The 14,952-nt window shown below is 61.0% G+C and carries 15 protein-coding genes; 7 read left to right on the top strand and 8 right to left on the bottom strand.

What is annotated here, in order from left to right:
- Nucleotides 1-13: 13 nt before the first annotated feature.
- The 3 genes from FNZ07_RS09840 (at nt 14) to FNZ07_RS09850 (ending at nt 1,348) form a co-directional block, all read left to right on the top strand.
- Entirely contained in the window at nt 14-448 is a 435-nt protein-coding gene (locus FNZ07_RS09840) for a VOC family protein (protein WP_091017838.1), read from the top strand.
- Nucleotides 449-513: 65 nt separating this feature from the next.
- Nucleotides 514-891, top strand: a complete 378-nt coding sequence (locus tag FNZ07_RS09845; RefSeq protein ID WP_091017840.1) for an ArsR/SmtB family transcription factor — start codon at nt 514-516, stop codon at nt 889-891.
- Nucleotides 836-1,348 (top strand): SRPBCC family protein, encoded by a 513-nt coding sequence (locus FNZ07_RS09850; protein WP_091017842.1) that lies wholly within the window; start codon nt 836-838, stop codon nt 1,346-1,348. The genes FNZ07_RS09845 and FNZ07_RS09850 overlap by 56 nt, the downstream gene beginning before the upstream one ends.
- Before the next feature lie 37 nt (nt 1,349-1,385).
- Here the strand turns inward: FNZ07_RS09850 and FNZ07_RS09855 are convergent, their stop codons facing one another.
- The 3 genes from FNZ07_RS09855 to FNZ07_RS09865 form a co-directional block, all read right to left on the bottom strand.
- The gene (locus FNZ07_RS09855; protein WP_170275707.1) at nt 1,386-2,000 is read right to left on the bottom strand and encodes a spherulation-specific family 4 protein; all 615 of its coding nucleotides are present in this window, start codon (nt 1,998-2,000) and stop codon (nt 1,386-1,388) included.
- Complete coding sequence (locus FNZ07_RS33585; protein WP_170275708.1) at nt 1,927-2,304, bottom strand: hypothetical protein; 378 nt, start codon at nt 2,302-2,304, stop codon at nt 1,927-1,929. Before FNZ07_RS33585 ends, FNZ07_RS09855 begins: the two co-directional genes overlap by 74 nt.
- Nucleotides 2,305-2,459: 155 nt before the next feature.
- Nucleotides 2,460-3,335, bottom strand: coding sequence for a helix-turn-helix transcriptional regulator (locus FNZ07_RS09865; protein WP_091017849.1), 876 nt, complete (start codon nt 3,333-3,335; stop codon nt 2,460-2,462).
- Between the two features lie 99 nt (nt 3,336-3,434).
- Between FNZ07_RS09865 and FNZ07_RS09870 the strand changes: the two genes are divergently transcribed.
- Nucleotides 3,435-4,328 (top strand): SDR family oxidoreductase, encoded by an 894-nt coding sequence (locus FNZ07_RS09870; RefSeq protein WP_091017851.1) that lies wholly within the window; start codon nt 3,435-3,437, stop codon nt 4,326-4,328.
- A 22-nt stretch (nt 4,329-4,350) separates the two neighbouring features.
- Here the strand turns inward: FNZ07_RS09870 and FNZ07_RS09875 are convergent, their stop codons facing one another.
- Both FNZ07_RS09875 and FNZ07_RS09880 read right to left on the bottom strand, forming a co-directional pair.
- On the bottom strand, nt 4,351-5,577 hold the full coding sequence (locus FNZ07_RS09875) for an MFS transporter (RefSeq protein ID WP_091018206.1): 1,227 nt from the start codon (nt 5,575-5,577) through the stop codon (nt 4,351-4,353).
- 182 nt (nt 5,578-5,759) lie between these two features.
- Nucleotides 5,760-6,725: a dihydrodipicolinate synthase family protein gene (locus FNZ07_RS09880; protein ID WP_091017853.1), complete on the bottom strand. Its 966-nt coding sequence runs from the start codon at nt 6,723-6,725 to the stop codon at nt 5,760-5,762.
- 403 nt (nt 6,726-7,128) lie between these two features.
- Between FNZ07_RS09880 and FNZ07_RS09885 the strand changes: the two genes are divergently transcribed.
- Complete coding sequence (locus FNZ07_RS09885; RefSeq protein WP_091017855.1) at nt 7,129-7,971, top strand: M24 family metallopeptidase; 843 nt, start codon at nt 7,129-7,131, stop codon at nt 7,969-7,971.
- Between the two features lie 86 nt (nt 7,972-8,057).
- Here FNZ07_RS09885 and FNZ07_RS09890 read toward each other — a convergent pair whose 3' ends face one another.
- Nucleotides 8,058-9,047, bottom strand: coding sequence for a LysR substrate-binding domain-containing protein (locus FNZ07_RS09890; protein ID WP_245811703.1), 990 nt, complete (start codon nt 9,045-9,047; stop codon nt 8,058-8,060).
- 24 nt (nt 9,048-9,071) lie between these two features.
- Between FNZ07_RS09890 and msbA the strand changes: the two genes are divergently transcribed.
- Nucleotides 9,072-10,808, top strand: coding sequence for a lipid A export permease/ATP-binding protein MsbA (gene msbA, locus FNZ07_RS09895; protein WP_091017857.1), 1,737 nt, complete (start codon nt 9,072-9,074; stop codon nt 10,806-10,808).
- 28 nt (nt 10,809-10,836) lie between these two features.
- Here the strand turns inward: msbA and FNZ07_RS09900 are convergent, their stop codons facing one another.
- On the bottom strand, nt 10,837-12,609 hold the full coding sequence (locus FNZ07_RS09900; protein ID WP_091017859.1) for an IlvD/Edd family dehydratase: 1,773 nt from the start codon (nt 12,607-12,609) through the stop codon (nt 10,837-10,839).
- 190 nt (nt 12,610-12,799) lie between these two features.
- The gene (locus FNZ07_RS09905; RefSeq protein ID WP_091017862.1) at nt 12,800-13,675 is read right to left on the bottom strand and encodes a LysR family transcriptional regulator; all 876 of its coding nucleotides are present in this window, start codon (nt 13,673-13,675) and stop codon (nt 12,800-12,802) included.
- A gap of 122 nt (nt 13,676-13,797) precedes the next feature.
- Here FNZ07_RS09905 and FNZ07_RS09910 point away from each other — a divergent pair, with 122 nt between their 5' ends.
- Entirely contained in the window at nt 13,798-14,922 is a 1,125-nt protein-coding gene (locus FNZ07_RS09910) for a mandelate racemase/muconate lactonizing enzyme family protein (RefSeq protein WP_091017864.1), read from the top strand.
- Nucleotides 14,923-14,952 lie beyond the last annotated feature (30 nt).

The raw sequence follows: 14,952 nt of genomic DNA on the forward strand, positions 1-14,952 counted from the left end.
CAGGATCTTCGACATGAGCGATTCCACCGCCGTCATTCCGCCGTTCCATCTGGCGTTTCCGGTCCACAGCCTTGCGGCTGCACGCGAGTTCTATGGCGATCTGCTCGGTTGCCCCGAAGGCCGTAGCTCGCCGGAATGGGTGGACTTCGATTTCTACGGGCACCAGATCGTCGCGCATCTCTCACCCGAAGAAGCGGGCCACCGCACGACGAACGCGGTAGACGGCCATGCGGTGCCGGTGCGCCACTTCGGTGTCGTGCTGTCGGTGCCGCAATGGCAGACGCTGGCGGACAAGCTGCAGGCGGCGAACACCGCGTTCGTGATCGAGCCGCATATCCGCTTCAAGGGCGAAGTCGGCGAGCAGGCGACGATGTTCTTTCTCGATCCGTCGGGTAATGCGGTCGAGATCAAGGCGTTTGCGAATATGGCGTCGTTGTTCGCGAAGTGAAGGACTAGCACGCGCTGACGCCAACAGACTTTCCTTCCCACCGCATTTGACCTATAGTTAGCCACATGGCTAACTATCAGGCTGGCGTCAGCGACATCTTCCACGCTCTCTCCGATCCGACCCGGTGCGCGATCGTCAGCGCGCTCTGCCGGGGCGAGCAGGCGGTATCCGTGCTTGCAGCGCCATTCGACATGGCGCTGCCGTCGTTCATGAAGCATGTTTCGTTGCTCGAGCGCAGCGGCCTGATCCGGACGCGAAAGGCGGGGCGCACGCGCACCTGCGAGCTGATGCAAGGCAGATTGTCGGAAGCCGAGCAGTGGATAGCGGGTCAGCGAGCCATATGGGAAGCGCGATCCGACCGCATGGTCGATTTCGTCGAACGTCTTCATGAAGAGGAGCAACGTCGTGCCAGCAAACCCCGCAAATCACGCCGAACCCGCTGAAAGCAACGACCTCGTTATCTCGCGCGTGCTGCGCGCGCCGCGCACCGCGTTGTGGCGCGCCTGGACGGAACCCGATCTGCTCAAGGAATGGTGGTGCCCGCGACCGTGGACCACCGAAGTGCTCGCCTTCGATTTACGCCCCGGTGGCGCGTTTCACACCCTCATGCGCGGTCCCGACGGCGGCACCAGTGACAACCCCGGTTGCTTTCTCGAGATCGTGCCGCAAGCGCGTCTCGTGTTTACGTCGATGCTGACCGCGCAGTGGCGACCCAATACACCGTGGCTCGGCTTCACCGCGATCATCACGATGGCCGATGAAGGCGCGGGCAGCCGCTACGAAGCCCGTGTCATGCATCCGGACAACGCCACGCGCGAGCGCCACGAAACACTTGGGTTCTTCGACGGCTGGAATACCTGCATCACGCAACTCGACGATTTCGCGTCCGCGTTGCGTTGAGCAGGGACTTGTCCGGACAAAACCCAGCTGGATCGCGCTAGTTGTGGCTCAACGTATTCGCGTACGTGACTTCCGAGTTGAGATAGCTCGGCATCTGCGCCCATGGGTTGAGCGACGTTCCGACCATGTACGCATCGGTTGCATCGACATAGCCTGCGTAGCGCTGGAGCGCTGTATCGAGCACGGAAGACCAGGTGGCCTGGCTGGTGTTGTAGACCAGATGCCAGAAGCTCGTCGAGTCGTACTGCGTGCCCAGCGCATATGTACCGTTGACGATGACATTGCCGCCAACCCAGCCATACTTCCAGCCGACATCGACGGCATTGGTCATGTAGTGATCGGCCGTATCTTCAAACGTGACGAACACGTCCGCTGCACGATGTGCCGGATCGAGGTAGCAGTCGTTGACGGCGGTGCCGATGTTGATCACTTCAAGGCTCTGCGCGCTGGTGGGATATTTCGACCAGACGTATTCGCGCAGCGTGCGATAGTAATCGCGGTATTGCATCGAACCGGCGGTCGGGCCGCAATCGGCGATACCTTCGTCGAAGAAGATGCCATCGTAATGCACCGCGCCGTTACGCGGCGCGAGATACCGGTCGATACTGGCTTCGACATCCGCGACGGACCGGGCGCCGTGAGTCGTATGCACGTAGCCGATCACCTTGACGTGTTCGCGGCTCGCGGCTCGCGGCGACCCTGGCCCGCAGGAGGTCGGCATCATGATCGAGAATGGATTCGTCGGCGTCGCCGTTGGCAATATTGACGATCACGATGGACGGCGGCACAGGCATCTTCACCGGGTCTTCCATCGTCGTGAGGAAAGGGTCGCCAGGAAAGACATAGGCTGGAACCGCGACTTCGATGCCGGTGCTTTGGGCGGCCATCGCGATGTTCGGGAAAATAAAATCCGTCGCACCGAGTGCGCATAAAGCGACTGCTGCGTATTTGTTCATGGGTGTTGTCATCCGGAAGAAGCGCCGCAAAGGTGGCTGGAAAATCGGGTCGCACGTCGCAGGCATTCTGACTGACGACGAACTTCACGAAGGCGATGTTTGACAGTCTGTTACGATTCGCGCGCGCTATTCGGTCCAGTCCAATCCCGTTCGATTCACGCAGCATCTTCCATGCTGACGACGTTATTCGCACGGCGAGCAATCAGCAATTTGATGCGTTCGACATCGGCCGGTGTGGCGGGTGTGTAGGTCACGAGGTTCAGATCGGGATGCCCGTGCACCGCAAAGACCGAATACTCCAGCGCGATCGGTCCAACCAGCGGATGTTGAATCTGTTTCGTGCTGCTGTCGTGTGCGCGGACGTCGTTGTCGCGCCATATCGCCGCGAATTCGGGGCTCAGCCGGTGGAGTTCGTCGACAAGAGCCTGCACCTTCTGCGTCGTTCCCGCACGCACGGTATCGGCCCGGAACGCCGCGACCGCAAAGCGCGCGACGCGGTTCCAGTCGGGCTGCGCGGCGCGCACGGCAGGATCGAAAAAGATGCGGCGCAGGACGTTGCGCTGCTCGGGCGGGAACACTTCGTAGTCGGTGAGGGTCACGAGTGCCGCGCGGTTCCACGCGACGATGTCCCACGTCGAGGTTCGCACCACGGCCGGGCTGAATTCCATTGAATCGAGGACGTGTTGCAGCCGCAGGAGTGCGCTGTCGGCGGCATCGTCGCGAGGCTCGGCGTGTCCGGAAAGGCCCGGTGCGCGCCCAAGTCCCAGCAGAAAGACATATTCGCGCTCGACATCGGTCAGCATCAGCGCCCGGGCGATCCGCTCGAGCACCTCGGCGGAAGGCGCACCGCCGCGTCCCTGTTCGAGCCACGTGTACCACGTTGCGCTGACATGGGCGCGCTGGGCAACTTCCTCGCGCCGCAATCCCGGCGTGCGCCGACGCGCGGTGGAGAACCCTAAAGCCGCCGGGTCGAGTTTCGTGCGGCGATCCTTGAGGTAGGCTCCAAGCAGATTTTCGTTTGCGTCCGCCATGCTCATCCTGTTAGTCCGTATACCCCTAAAACGTCACGACTTCATCGTGTGCGGTGACGCGTAGATAGTAATCCTTCGTCTCAATCCGGAGGTTGCACGATGCGCGTCTTTGTTACTGGAGCAAATGGATTTGTCGGCTCGGCCGTGGTCAACGAACTTCTCTCCGCCGGGCATCACGTGCTGGGTCTGGTGCGTTCGGAGGCCGCGGCGCACTCGCTTGCATCGAGGGGAGGCGAGGCCTTGTATGGCTCGCTTGAAGACCTCGATAGTTTGAGAAACGGTGTGGCCGCCACGGACGGCGTCATTCACACCGCGTTCAATCACGACATGTCGAAGTTCGCCGAAAGCAGCGAAGTGGAACGACGTGCGATCGAGGCGATCGGTGCTGCGCTGGCCGGCTCCGATCGTCCGCTGCTGGTTTCGTCTGGCGTCGCGCTGCTCGCACCCGGTCGTCTCGCGACCGAGGACGATACGCGCAATCCCGATCCCGCAGTGTTTCCGCGTCTGCCGGAAGCGGCCGCTACGTTGCTGGTGGAGCGCGGCGTACACGCGTCCGCAGTGCGTCTCGCGCCGTCGGTGCACGGTGACGGCGATAGCGGCTTCGTGCCGCGGCTGATCGATATCGCGCGGCGGCTCGGCGTGTCGGCTTATGTGGGCGACGGGCTCAACCGTTGGCCTGCTGTGCACCGGCTCGATGCCGCGCGTGTCTACCGGCTGGCAATCGAGCGCGGCAGCATCGGCAGTCGCTATCACGCGATCGCGGAAGAGGGGATCGCGTTCAACGAGATTGCCGGTGTGATTGGCCGACGTCTCGAGCTGCCGGTCGTGTCAATTTCCGCCGAAGAGGCAGCGGACCACTTTGGCCGGTTGGCGCAGTTCGTTGGCAACGATATTCCAACCTCGAGTGTGCAAACCCGGGCGTGGCTGAACTGGACGCCGACGCAGCCTGGGTTGATTGCCGATCTTGATCGGGCGCGTTATTTCGAACGGTGACGCTCCAGCGCCTGGCTGATCGCTATCTGTTGACGAGCCGCGCCGGCACGAGCACGACGATCAGCAACGCCGACAGCGCAAGCGAAGCCGCCACGACAAAAAGCCCCGACGACAGCGTATGCGTGACGGTCTTCAGCCAGCCGATCACGGCCGGACTGATAAAACCCGCGAGGTTGCCGGTGCAGTTGATCAACGCGATACCGGCCGCCGCGCCGGTCCCGCCGAGAAACGCGGTCGGCAGCGCCCAGAACATCGGCAGCGCGGTCACGACGCCGACCGCGGCGAGCGTGAGCCCGACCATCGAGAGCAACGCGTGATCGCCGTTCAGTGCACACACAACGAACCCGCTCGCCGCAAGCAGCGCCGGCCCGGCGACGTGCCAGCGGCGCTCGCGCGTGCGATCCGCATGACGGCCCACGGCGATCATTGCGACGAGGGCGGCGGCGTAGGGAATCATCGTGAGCAGACCGATCACGAACGGATCGTCGATGCCGGTGCCGCGAATAATGGTTGGTTGCCAGAAACCGATCGCATACGAACCCATCACAATGCCGAAGAGGATCAAACACATGAGCCAAACGCGCGCCGACGTGAATACCGCGCGCACCGAACTATGCGTACGCATGGCAGCCGTCGCATCGATCTCCTGCTGGATCAGTCGTTTTTCGTGCTCATCGAGCCAGCGCGCATCGGCGACGCGGTCGTCGAGAAAACAGAAGATCACGATGCCGAGCACAACCGAAGGCAGCGCCTCGATGATGAACAGCCACTGCCAGCCCGCCATGCCCGACACACCGTGTGTCGCGTGCATGATGTAGCCCGATAGCGGCCCGCCCACGAGTCCCGACACCGGATTACCCGCCATCAGCACCGCCACCATCTTGCCGCGCCGGTGCGACGGGAACCAGTACGTCAGGTACAGGATCATGCCGGGAAAGAAACCGGCCTCCGCCACACCGAGCAGAAAGCGCACGGTGTAGAACATCGCCGGTGTCGTGACCCACGCGGTCGCCATCGACAGTACGGCCCACGTCACCATGATCCGCGCGATCCAGCGGCGCGCGCCGAGCCGGTGCAGCAGCAGATTGCTGGGCACCTCGAACAGGAAGTAGCCGACGAAGAAGAGGCCCGCGCCGAGTCCGTAGGCGGCTTCGCTGAGATGCAGGCTGCCGAGCATCTGCAGTTTCGCGAAGCCGACGTTCACGCGGTCCAGATAGGCGACCACGTAACCTGCGAACAGCAGCGGCATGAAGCGCAGCGCGACACGACGAAACAGTCTGTCGGCGGTGTTTGCGCCGACTGCCGGCGAAAGGGCGGTGCGGATGAACAAGGTTGTCTCCTGACGCGCTGGCGCGAAACGTGTAGTCGTTGCGTGTGGCCGCGGGCGTTGTCGTGCTGCGTCTGAACGTAGGCGAAGCTTGCTGTGCGGCGCTACCTGCCTGGATGCACGACTTCCTCTGCGTGTTCTGCCAGCGTTGCGGCGCCGTCGATACGAAAGCCAATGTTCGTCAACGCAGACTCCAGATCGCGCCGCTGTGCCGCATCGAGTTCGACGAGCGGTGGCCGTACGGCGGCCCAGCCATCGTCGCCCGATTGCCACGCAATCGCCGCTTTCATCGCAGCGATCATCGGAAAGCGCTGGAGCGCGGCGCGTGTCGTATCGAGTGCCCGTTGCTGCGCGGGCGCATCGTCTGCGTGCCATTCGCGTGCGAGTTGCGCAATCGCTTTTGCGTTGACGTTGGCGGTCGCGGTGATGCAGCCCGCACCACCGCGTTGCAGTGTGCGCAACAGAAACGTCTCGCTGCCGGCAAACACATCGAAGCCATCGGGCTGGAATGCATCGAGCAGGACCTCGGTGTTCTGCCAGTCGCCGGAGCTGTCCTTGATACCCGCGACGATGCCCGGATAGGCACGCAATAAACGTTCAATCAGCGCCGCGCTAATGCCGACCTGCGCAACTTGCGGGATGTGATACAGGTAGATACGCAAACGCGGATCGGCGACCGTATCGATCACGCTCGCGAAGCTGCGGAACAGGCCCTCGTCGCTCACGCCTTTGTAGTAGAACGGCGGCAGCATCAGCACGCCGGCGCAGCCGTACGCCAGTGCATGACGCGTTAGTTCAACCGTGTCGGGAATCGCGCACGCCCCGGTGCCTGGCATCATGCGTGCAGTGGGCAAACCGGCTTCGACGAGTGCATCGAGCAGCATGCGCTTTTCGCGCACGCTCAGCGAGTTTGCCTCGGAGTTCGTGCCGAACGCGGCGAGGCTCACGCCTTGATTCAGCAGCAGGCGGCAATGCCGGACATAGCGCGCCGCCGATGGCGTGCCGTCGGCGGAAAACGGCGTGAGTACCGGCGCGAGCACGCCGCGCAGACGGGCAGTCGATGCATTCATGGGCGGTTGTCTCCTTCGTTGGCTGTCTGGATCCGCCAGCGCAGTATTGCGTGGCACAGACCCGCGAAGAAGAGCGGCCCGGTTGCTTCAAACGTTAATAATTTTTGTGTCCGGACCGTTACGCGACTTAGAAGCCCCTCTCACTGACACCACGCTTCGGGATTTAGTTGGCCCTGGAAATCAGGATGACCGGTTCGCCCGAAACCGCGTCAAATTTTCTTCACAGTGTGCTGGAACAGGTTTCGTTGGACCGGATCGCTTCAGATTTGAATAATAGGTGAACGGTCGCCGTGCAGCTTTATCGGTCTCCGTTTTTCAGTGCATCTGATGCAAAGAAAAACTGTATCGAATGAAAATTCATTAAACAGCGGAAATTAATTGATCATCCCCACAGGAGTAAATCATGAGTGAAAAAGTCGACTACAACAAGATCTCGATCAAGACGCCTGAGCAGATTGCGATGTTGCGCGCGGCAGGTCGAATTGCCGCACAGGTTTTGCAGGACTTGACACCGCACGTTCAACCCGGAGTTACCTCACGGCAGATCAATAATATTGCGTATGACCTTATCGTGAACAAGTACGGCGCGGAGATTGACCGCGAAGACCTGGCCGGTTACGACTCCAGCGAGTATGCGTGCATTTCCATCGCTCATAATGAAAACGCTTTTAGCGGTGAACCAAGCGATATTCCGTTAAAGCGCGGCGATCTTTTCGGTGTTGATGTCAGCATAAAGAAAGAAGGCTGGTGTGGCGACACGCAGCGCATGTGGATTGTAGGTGAGGAAACGAGTTCGGAAGCGCGTCTGCTGATGTCGGTCGGGTATCAGGCAATGTGCCTCGGCATTAGTCTGGTGCGTCCAGGTGCGAAACTTCAGGACATCGCAATCAGAGTGCAGGAGTATGTTGAATCGTTTGGTTTTTCGATGCTGCGAGTGCCGAGTGGCACAGGGCATTCGACCGGCCAGGTTCATGCGGATGGATGGCTTATTCCGTACTACAAGGATCCCCGCAATGAAGGGCGTGTTCTGGAAAAGGGCATGGTGATCACGGTTGAGCCTTTCATTTGCGCAGGTAGCGGCGAGGGTATCCGTCTGCCGAATGTCACCCGTTCGGCACAGACGTTAGACAAATCTCTCGCGGTGTATTGGGAGCATGTTGTAGCAGTTACAGACGACGGTTGTGAGGTCCTCGATTTGCGCGATGGCGAAGACGTTACCTTCCACGACGCTGGTAGACGCCACTAAGAGCAGGCGTTGTGTCATTTTGCATCGCGCGGCATCGTGTATTGGACGATGTCGCGCGATGCGCGCGCCACAAGAATAACCTTGATCTACATTGTTTCAATGCCCTGTTGTAGCCATAGATAAAGGCAACGTATGGCTGACTCTCTGAGATTCTCCTCTTGCCAGACGAAGTAGTACTCGAGATGAGCCGGTATGCGCACGTCTCCAATCTGCACGAGCGCACCACTGCGCAGGAAAGTACGAGCGAGTTGCTCCCGTATCATGGCAACCCCCAAACCGGCCAGTGAAGCGTTGAGCAACGATGCGGCGTCACTAAACGTCGGTCCAGGGCCTGGCTCTGCACGGGTAAGCCCCGCGGCTTGAAAGAACTCGCGCCAGGACCGGGAATGAAAATGCAGGAGAGGAATATCCTGCAATCGGTCGAGCGAGAGTGGTCCATGCTTCTTCTGAAATCCTGGACTACACACCGCTATGACCTGATCTTTCATGAGTTTCTCGGAGCGGAATCCTCGCTCGTCGATGCGACGGTGCCATATTCCGACGTCCACCGAACGCGGATCGGGCGGCGTGAAGTCATTGTGCACGGTCAGAGTCAAATCGATATCGGGGTGGAGTTGGGCGAAGTCTGCGAGCCGCGGGATGAACCAGACATTCGCGAAATCCGCCATTACGCTGACACTAAGCTGCCTCCTCGATGGTTGACCTTCCGTCCTGGCTTCGTCCAGCGCTGCATCAATTTCCAGGAGACCGCGCCGCAAACGCTCTGCGAGGCGACTGCACGCTGGCGTAGGAATCATCTCCGAGCCAACGCGAGTAAACAGCGTATTTCCAAGCACCGCTTCGAGTTGCCGGATTTGATGACTGATCGCACTATGAGTTAGATGCAGTTCCTCGGCTGAAAGCGAGAAGTTTCTGCATCTCTCTGCAGCCTCCAGGGCGCGCAGCGCCGCGAAATTCGGACGTATTTTTGCTTTCATCTCATCGAGGTCGTGGCGGAAATTCGGTTGGTTCAACGGGATTATGATGTCGGGCAGAGGTTTCTGACCAGTCATCCGGACTTTGCCTGTCCGGTCCATGTGCAACAGCTTTCGTAAACCGGTATGAAACTCACTGTTAAAGCTCTGGTGATTCGGTTGAAGGGTTACCTTCGGCCAGTTGCAGGAATATTCGCGCTTGGGTTGATCTTCACCGCGCTGGTTTCCGCAACCGAGGCCGCGGTACCACTTTTTATGAAAACGATGCTCAACGACGGGTTTGCGCCAAATGCCCCGTCGTCCGCCTGGTGGCGCATTTCGCTCGTATTCGTCGCGCTGGCCGTCGTTCGTGCGATCGCGCAGTTTGCTTCCGGGTATCTGACTGGGTATGCATCGAACACGATTCTGGTGCAGATCAGAAAGGACATGTTCGAGCGTGTCGTGTCAGCGAAGGCATCATTCTTTCAACGGGAGACAGCAAGCTCGGTCATCAATGCCGTGGTCTACGAGGTCAACCAGCTACTCTCGATCTTCACATCTGTGCTGTTCTCGTCGGTGCAGAATCTCCTGACCGCCATCGGATATCTGGCGGGCCTGTTTTACCTGAACTGGCGGCTGACCTTGATCATCGCAGCGGTTTTTCCGTGCATTGGATGGCTCGCCGCACAGGTCAATCGACGTTTGCGCCGCCTTGGTCGCGAACAGCAAACCATGACGAGCGGTCTGTCGTACATCGTCGAAGAGGTTGTATCGGGCTACAAGGTGGTGAAGATTCACGGCGGCGAGCAATACGAGGTCGACCGCTTCATGGCAATGAACCGGCGCCTCAAGGGCTACGCGATCCGGATGATCGTGTCGAGCGGGCTCGCGCAATCGACTACGCAACTGCTCGCATCGACCGCGATAGGCATTGTGATCGCCATATCGCTGTTTCAGTCGTTGCACGGCCAGGGGAGCGCGGGCAGTTTCGTTGCGTACATCACCGCGACTTTATTGGCGATCAACCCGCTCAAGCAACTGATGTCGGTCAACCAGACATTGCAGCGCGGCATGTCCGCGGCCGAACTGATCTTCAAGCTGATCGACGAACCGCCGGAGCAGGTTCCGGGCCGACGTCATCTCGACCAGACGAGCGGCGAAGTGGAGTTCCAGAACGTCTCGTTCGGTTATGCGGACGCCGAGCGGCCGGCGCTCGATCGCATTTCGTTTAACGTCAAGCCGGGACAGATGATTGCCTTTGTCGGGCCATCCGGCGGCGGCAAGACGACACTGGTCAACTTGCTGCCGAGATTTTTCGATCCGACAGGCGGCACGATCCTGCTAGACGGCGTGCCGTATGTCGACTACGACGTGCATGATTTGCGCAGCCAGATGGCGATGGTCAGCCAGGACGTCATCCTTTTTAACGACACCGTTGCAGCGAATGTTGCGTATGGGCAAACGCCGGATCGTGAGCGCGTCGAAGCAGCGCTACGCGCGGCTAATTTGTGGAGCACCGTAGCGGACATGCCGCTGGGAATCGATACACTGGTTGGCGATAACGGTGCGCGCCTGTCGGGCGGACAACGGCAGCGACTCTCGATTGCCCGCGCGATCTATAAGGATGCGCCGATCCTGATCCTCGACGAGGCCACCTCGGCGCTCGATTCCGAATCGGAGCATCACGTCCAGGTTGCTCTCGATACGTTGATGAAGGGCCGCACGGTGTTTGTTATCGCACACCGTCTTTCGACGATCGAGCGGGCGGACCGGATTCTGGTTCTGGAGCACGGCAGGTTAACGGAGGAAGGAAGTCACGCTGAGCTGCTGGAAAAAAACGGGTTGTATGCGCAACTGCACCGCATCCAGTACCAGCACGCGTAGTGCTGAATGGGTGTGACAGCCGTATGCACTAACTCCGCGGCGTCGTCCCGGTGGTCTGCGCGGCACGCAGGAAGTCGAAATCGACGCCACGGTCCGCTTGCGTGACGGTTTGCAGGAAAAGCTTGTGGTAACCGCGCTCCGCGGTCGGTTCTACAACTGGCGTTTGCTGGGCCCGCTGTGCAAGCGTCGCATCCGGTACAAGCAAGGTAAGTTCGCGCGCAGCGACGCTCAAACGAATCCGGTCGCCCGATTGCACCCACGCGAGCGGCCCGCCCACGGCCGCTTCCGGCGTGACGTGCAACACGATCGTGCCAAACGCGGTGCCGCTCATGCGGCCGTCGGAAATACGCACCATGTCTTTCACGCCGAGCCGCGCGAGCTTCTTCGGAATCGGAATGTAGCCCGCTTCCGGCATACCCGGTGCGCCCTTTGGACCGATGCGCTTGAGCACGAGGATATCGTCGGCGGCGACGTCGAGATCGTCGCGATCGATGCGGCTAGCGAGATCTTCGGCGTCCTCGAACACGACGGCGCGGCCCTCGTGTTCCATCAGCTTCGCATCCGCGGCCGACTGCTTGATGATCGCGCCGCCCGGCGCAAGATTGCCGCGCAGCACGGCGATGCTGCCCTGCGGATAGATCGGATCGGCGAACGGTCGCACGACATCCTGCGCGAAGCCAGGGCCGGCGTCGTCGATCGTCTCGCCGAGCGTGCGGCCCGTGACGGTCAGCGCATCGAGTCGCAGCAGCGGCTTCAGTTCGCGCAGCAGCGTCGCCATACCGCCCGCCCTGTGGAAATCCTCCATGTAGTGCTGGCCTGACGGCTTCAGGTCGAGCAGCACTGGTGTTTCGCGGCCCATACGGTCGAGCGCCTGCAGGTCGACATCGAAGCCGAGCCGCCCCGCGATCGCGGTCAGATGCACGATGCCGTTGGTCGAACCGCCGATCGCGAGCAGCACGCGCATCGCGTTTTCGAATGCATCGGCGGTGAGAATGCGGTCGATGGTGAGGCGCTCGCGCGCAATCTGCACCGCCTGCGTGCCGGTCAGCTCCGCGATGCGCATGCGGTCGGCGGTGACCGCGGGCGGCGAGGCGCCGCCTGGCACCGTGATGCCGAGCGCTTCCGCGAGGCACGCCATCGTGCTCGCGGTGCCCATCACCGAGCAGGTGCCGACGCTTGCAACGAGCTGGTTATTGACGTCGGCGATCTCTTCGGCGCCGATGTCGTCGGCACGAAAACGCGCCCAGTAGCGACGGCAATCGGTGCAGGCGCCAACTCGCTCCGAGCGATGCGAGCCGGTCAACATCGAACCGGTGATCAACTGGATTGCCGGTATGCCCGCCGACGCCGCGCCCATCAACTGAGCCGGCACGGTCTTGTCGCAACCGCCGATCAGCACGACCGCATCCATCGGTTGCGCGCGGATCATCTCCTCGGTATCCATCGACATCAGATTACGCAGATACATGCTGGTCGGCTGCGAAAACGATTCGTGGATGGAGATGGTCGGGAAATCCATAGGCAGGCCGCCTGCGAGCATCACACCTCGTTTCACTGCTTCGAGCAGTTGCGGCATATTGCCGTGACACGGGTTGTACGCGCTGCCGCTGTTGACGATACCGATTACCGGTCGATCGAGCGCGCTGTCGGTGTAGCCCGCGCCCTTGATGAAGGCCTTGCGCAGGAACAGCGAGAAACCGTTGTCGCCATAGTTCGTGAGGCCTTTGCGCAGACCGGTGTGGGCGTTGTCGGAAGTGTTGTCGTCGGCGGCGCTGGGAGCGGGAGGGAGCGGGGCGGTCATCGAGAGCCTGGAGCCAGAAAGTTGACAGGAGCATGCAAAGGCCGTGACGCGTGCGAGCAACGGGCAGCGAGCAACGGCTTCAAGCAGACATTATCGCGGCGTCGGGCGCAGCGATGCATTGCGTGGGCGTTGCTTCAGACATCAGTAAAACTTTGCTTCGGGCCAGTCCTGCTCGATACCGACGTGCCGTTCATCGATGCGGCAGCGCGAGCGCAGTATTCAAAAACGCCTGCACGAGCCGCATACGCGCCGACGAACGCCCCCACAGCAACCCAACCACGCGTTTCGGAAACGGATGCGGCAACGGCCACTTCGCAAGCGACAGTCCCGCGAAGCGAGTCATCAACCAGTCCGGCACGAGCGACACACCGATGCCGCGATCCACGAGCACCGCAATCGCATCGAGCCCGTCGAGTTCGCACCGTTGATGCGGCCGGATGCCATGCTGGCGCAAATACGCATCGGCAAGCTGACCGCCGACCACATTGCGGTCATAACGCAGGAACGGCTCGCTCGCGAGTACCGCGTGCGGATCGCTCACCGGCATCGATGCCGGCGTGAGCAGAATCAGCGGCTCTTCGCGAAAGGTTCGCCAGTCGCAGCTTTTCGGCAGCTCGAATAACGGCTGCACGATCATCGCCGCATCGAGATCGCCGCTCACCACCTTGCGGTACAGATCGAGCGAGGTGCCCGGTTCGAGATAGATGTCGATCTGCGGATGACGCGCGAGCAGCCCGGCGAGCACATCGGGGATCAGGCTCGTCATCATCGTGGGTGTGCCGCCGAGCCTCAGTTGTCCGGCCAGCTCGGATGCATCGTTGAGATCGGAGCGGAGGTCGCGGATATCGTGCAGCACCGCCCGCGCGCGCTCGAGAATGCGCTCGCCGGCTTCGGTCGTGCCGACCGTGCGCCCCGAACGGCGCACGAGTTTCGCGCCGAGTTCCTGTTCGAGCATCTTGACGCGCTGCGCCACCGCGGCAGGCGTCAGATCCAGCCGGCGCGCGGCTTCCGCGATCGAACCGAGCTCGACCACGTAGACAAAGCTTTGCAGGTAGCGCGAATCCATCGATAAAAGTTTTATCTTTTAAAGAAGCCAAAGGATACTGTTTTTGATCCGTGGCCGCCATCACACTGCGTTGCTGACGGTCGTGCTCTTGCCGCGACCGTGTTCAATGGAGGAGTGCTGCAATGCCCAGAATCGAATCGGTCTCGGTGTGCGCGGCGAGCGTGCCGCTCGATCGCGTGACCTCGTTTGCCACCCGCACCGTGTCTACGCGCCACTACGGTCTCGTGAAAGTGCGCTCGACCGATGGTGTCGAAGGGCTCGGCTTCTGCTATGTCGGCAGTGCGGGCGGCGAATTGCTCAGGGTCGCGGTCGAGCAACTGCTTGCACCGGTGCTGATCGGCAAGGACTCTTACGCGGTGGAAGGTTTGTGGCAGGCGATGTATCAGGAGGCGTTGTTACAAGGGCGCGCGGGGACGGTGATGCGTGCGCTCAGTATTCTCGATACGGCGCTGTGGGATTTGAATGCGCGCACGCATGGTTTGCCGTTGCACAAATTACTCGGCGCTGTGCATCTTGAATCGGTGCCGGCCTACGCGAGCGGCGGCTACTACCTCGACGGCAAGACACCGCAGATGCTCGGCGAAGAAATGGCAAGTTACGTCGAGATGGGTTTCAAGGCTGTGAAGATGAAAGCAGGGCGTTTGTCGCCGCGCGAAGAAGAAGCGCGCGTGCGCGCGGCGCGCGAGGCGGTCGGGCCGGACGTCGAATTGATGCTCGACATCAACAACGGCTGGACCGACACGACGCAGGCGCTGCAATATCTAAAGCGTTTTGAACCCTACGATCCGTACTTCGTCGAAGAGCCGTTTTCCCCCGACGATATCGACAATCACGCGCGCCTCGCGAAGCTCACGCGCATTCCGCTTGCCACCGGAGAGATTGGCTATGGCCGCTGGTATCACAAGGAACTGCTCGACAAGGGCGCTGCGGCGATCCTGCAGAGCGATGCGCTGGTGTGTGGCGGCATCTCCGAGTGGCGGCGCATCGCGGCGACCGCGGCGAGCTATGGCGTCGTGATGTGTCCGCACTGGTTTCACGACGTGCATGCACCGCTCGTTGCCGCGACACAGAACGCGCGTTATGTGGAGTTCTTCTGGGACGATCAGGTGTTGAACTTTCGGCGGTTGATCGATCGGCAGCTTGGGCATCGGAATGGGAGGGTGGTGCTGCACGATGCGCCTGGGCTTGGGTTTAATTTCGATGAAAGTGCGGTTGCGCGTTATGGTAGCTGGACGACGGTGCGGTAAACGTTGCGCGATGGTCTGAGTCGGATGCGG

The sequence above is a fragment of the Paraburkholderia megapolitana genome (assembly GCF_007556815.1).
GTDB classification, from domain to species: domain Bacteria; phylum Pseudomonadota; class Gammaproteobacteria; order Burkholderiales; family Burkholderiaceae; genus Paraburkholderia; species Paraburkholderia megapolitana.

Bases quoted from the DNA above. Each gene is read 5' to 3' on its own strand.
- FNZ07_RS09870 (WP_091017851.1), top strand. From the start codon at position 3,435: ATGCGCGTCTTTGTTACTGGAGCAAATGGATTTGTCGGCTCGGCCGTG.
- FNZ07_RS09850 (WP_091017842.1), top strand. From the start codon at position 836: ATGAAGAGGAGCAACGTCGTGCCAGCAAACCCCGCAAATCACGCCGAA.
- FNZ07_RS09880 (WP_091017853.1), bottom strand. From the start codon at position 6,725: ATGAATGCATCGACTGCCCGTCTGCGCGGCGTGCTCGCGCCGGTACTC.
- msbA (WP_091017857.1), top strand. From the start codon at position 9,072: ATGAAACTCACTGTTAAAGCTCTGGTGATTCGGTTGAAGGGTTACCTT.
- FNZ07_RS09875 (WP_091018206.1), bottom strand. From the start codon at position 5,577: ATGCCGCTGCTGTTCGCAGGTTACGTGGTCGCCTATCTGGACCGCGTG.
- FNZ07_RS33585 (WP_170275708.1), bottom strand. From the start codon at position 2,304: ATGAACAAATACGCAGCAGTCGCTTTATGCGCACTCGGTGCGACGGAT.
- FNZ07_RS09910 (WP_091017864.1), top strand. From the start codon at position 13,798: ATGCCCAGAATCGAATCGGTCTCGGTGTGCGCGGCGAGCGTGCCGCTC.
- FNZ07_RS09845 (WP_091017840.1), top strand. From the start codon at position 514: ATGGCTAACTATCAGGCTGGCGTCAGCGACATCTTCCACGCTCTCTCC.
- FNZ07_RS09885 (WP_091017855.1), top strand. From the start codon at position 7,129: ATGAGTGAAAAAGTCGACTACAACAAGATCTCGATCAAGACGCCTGAG.
- FNZ07_RS09865 (WP_091017849.1), bottom strand. From the start codon at position 3,335: ATGGCGGACGCAAACGAAAATCTGCTTGGAGCCTACCTCAAGGATCGC.
- FNZ07_RS09905 (WP_091017862.1), bottom strand. From the start codon at position 13,675: ATGGATTCGCGCTACCTGCAAAGCTTTGTCTACGTGGTCGAGCTCGGT.
- FNZ07_RS09840 (WP_091017838.1), top strand. From the start codon at position 14: ATGAGCGATTCCACCGCCGTCATTCCGCCGTTCCATCTGGCGTTTCCG.
- FNZ07_RS09890 (WP_245811703.1), bottom strand. From the start codon at position 9,047: ATGGACCGGACAGGCAAAGTCCGGATGACTGGTCAGAAACCTCTGCCC.
- FNZ07_RS09900 (WP_091017859.1), bottom strand. From the start codon at position 12,609: ATGACCGCCCCGCTCCCTCCCGCTCCCAGCGCCGCCGACGACAACACT.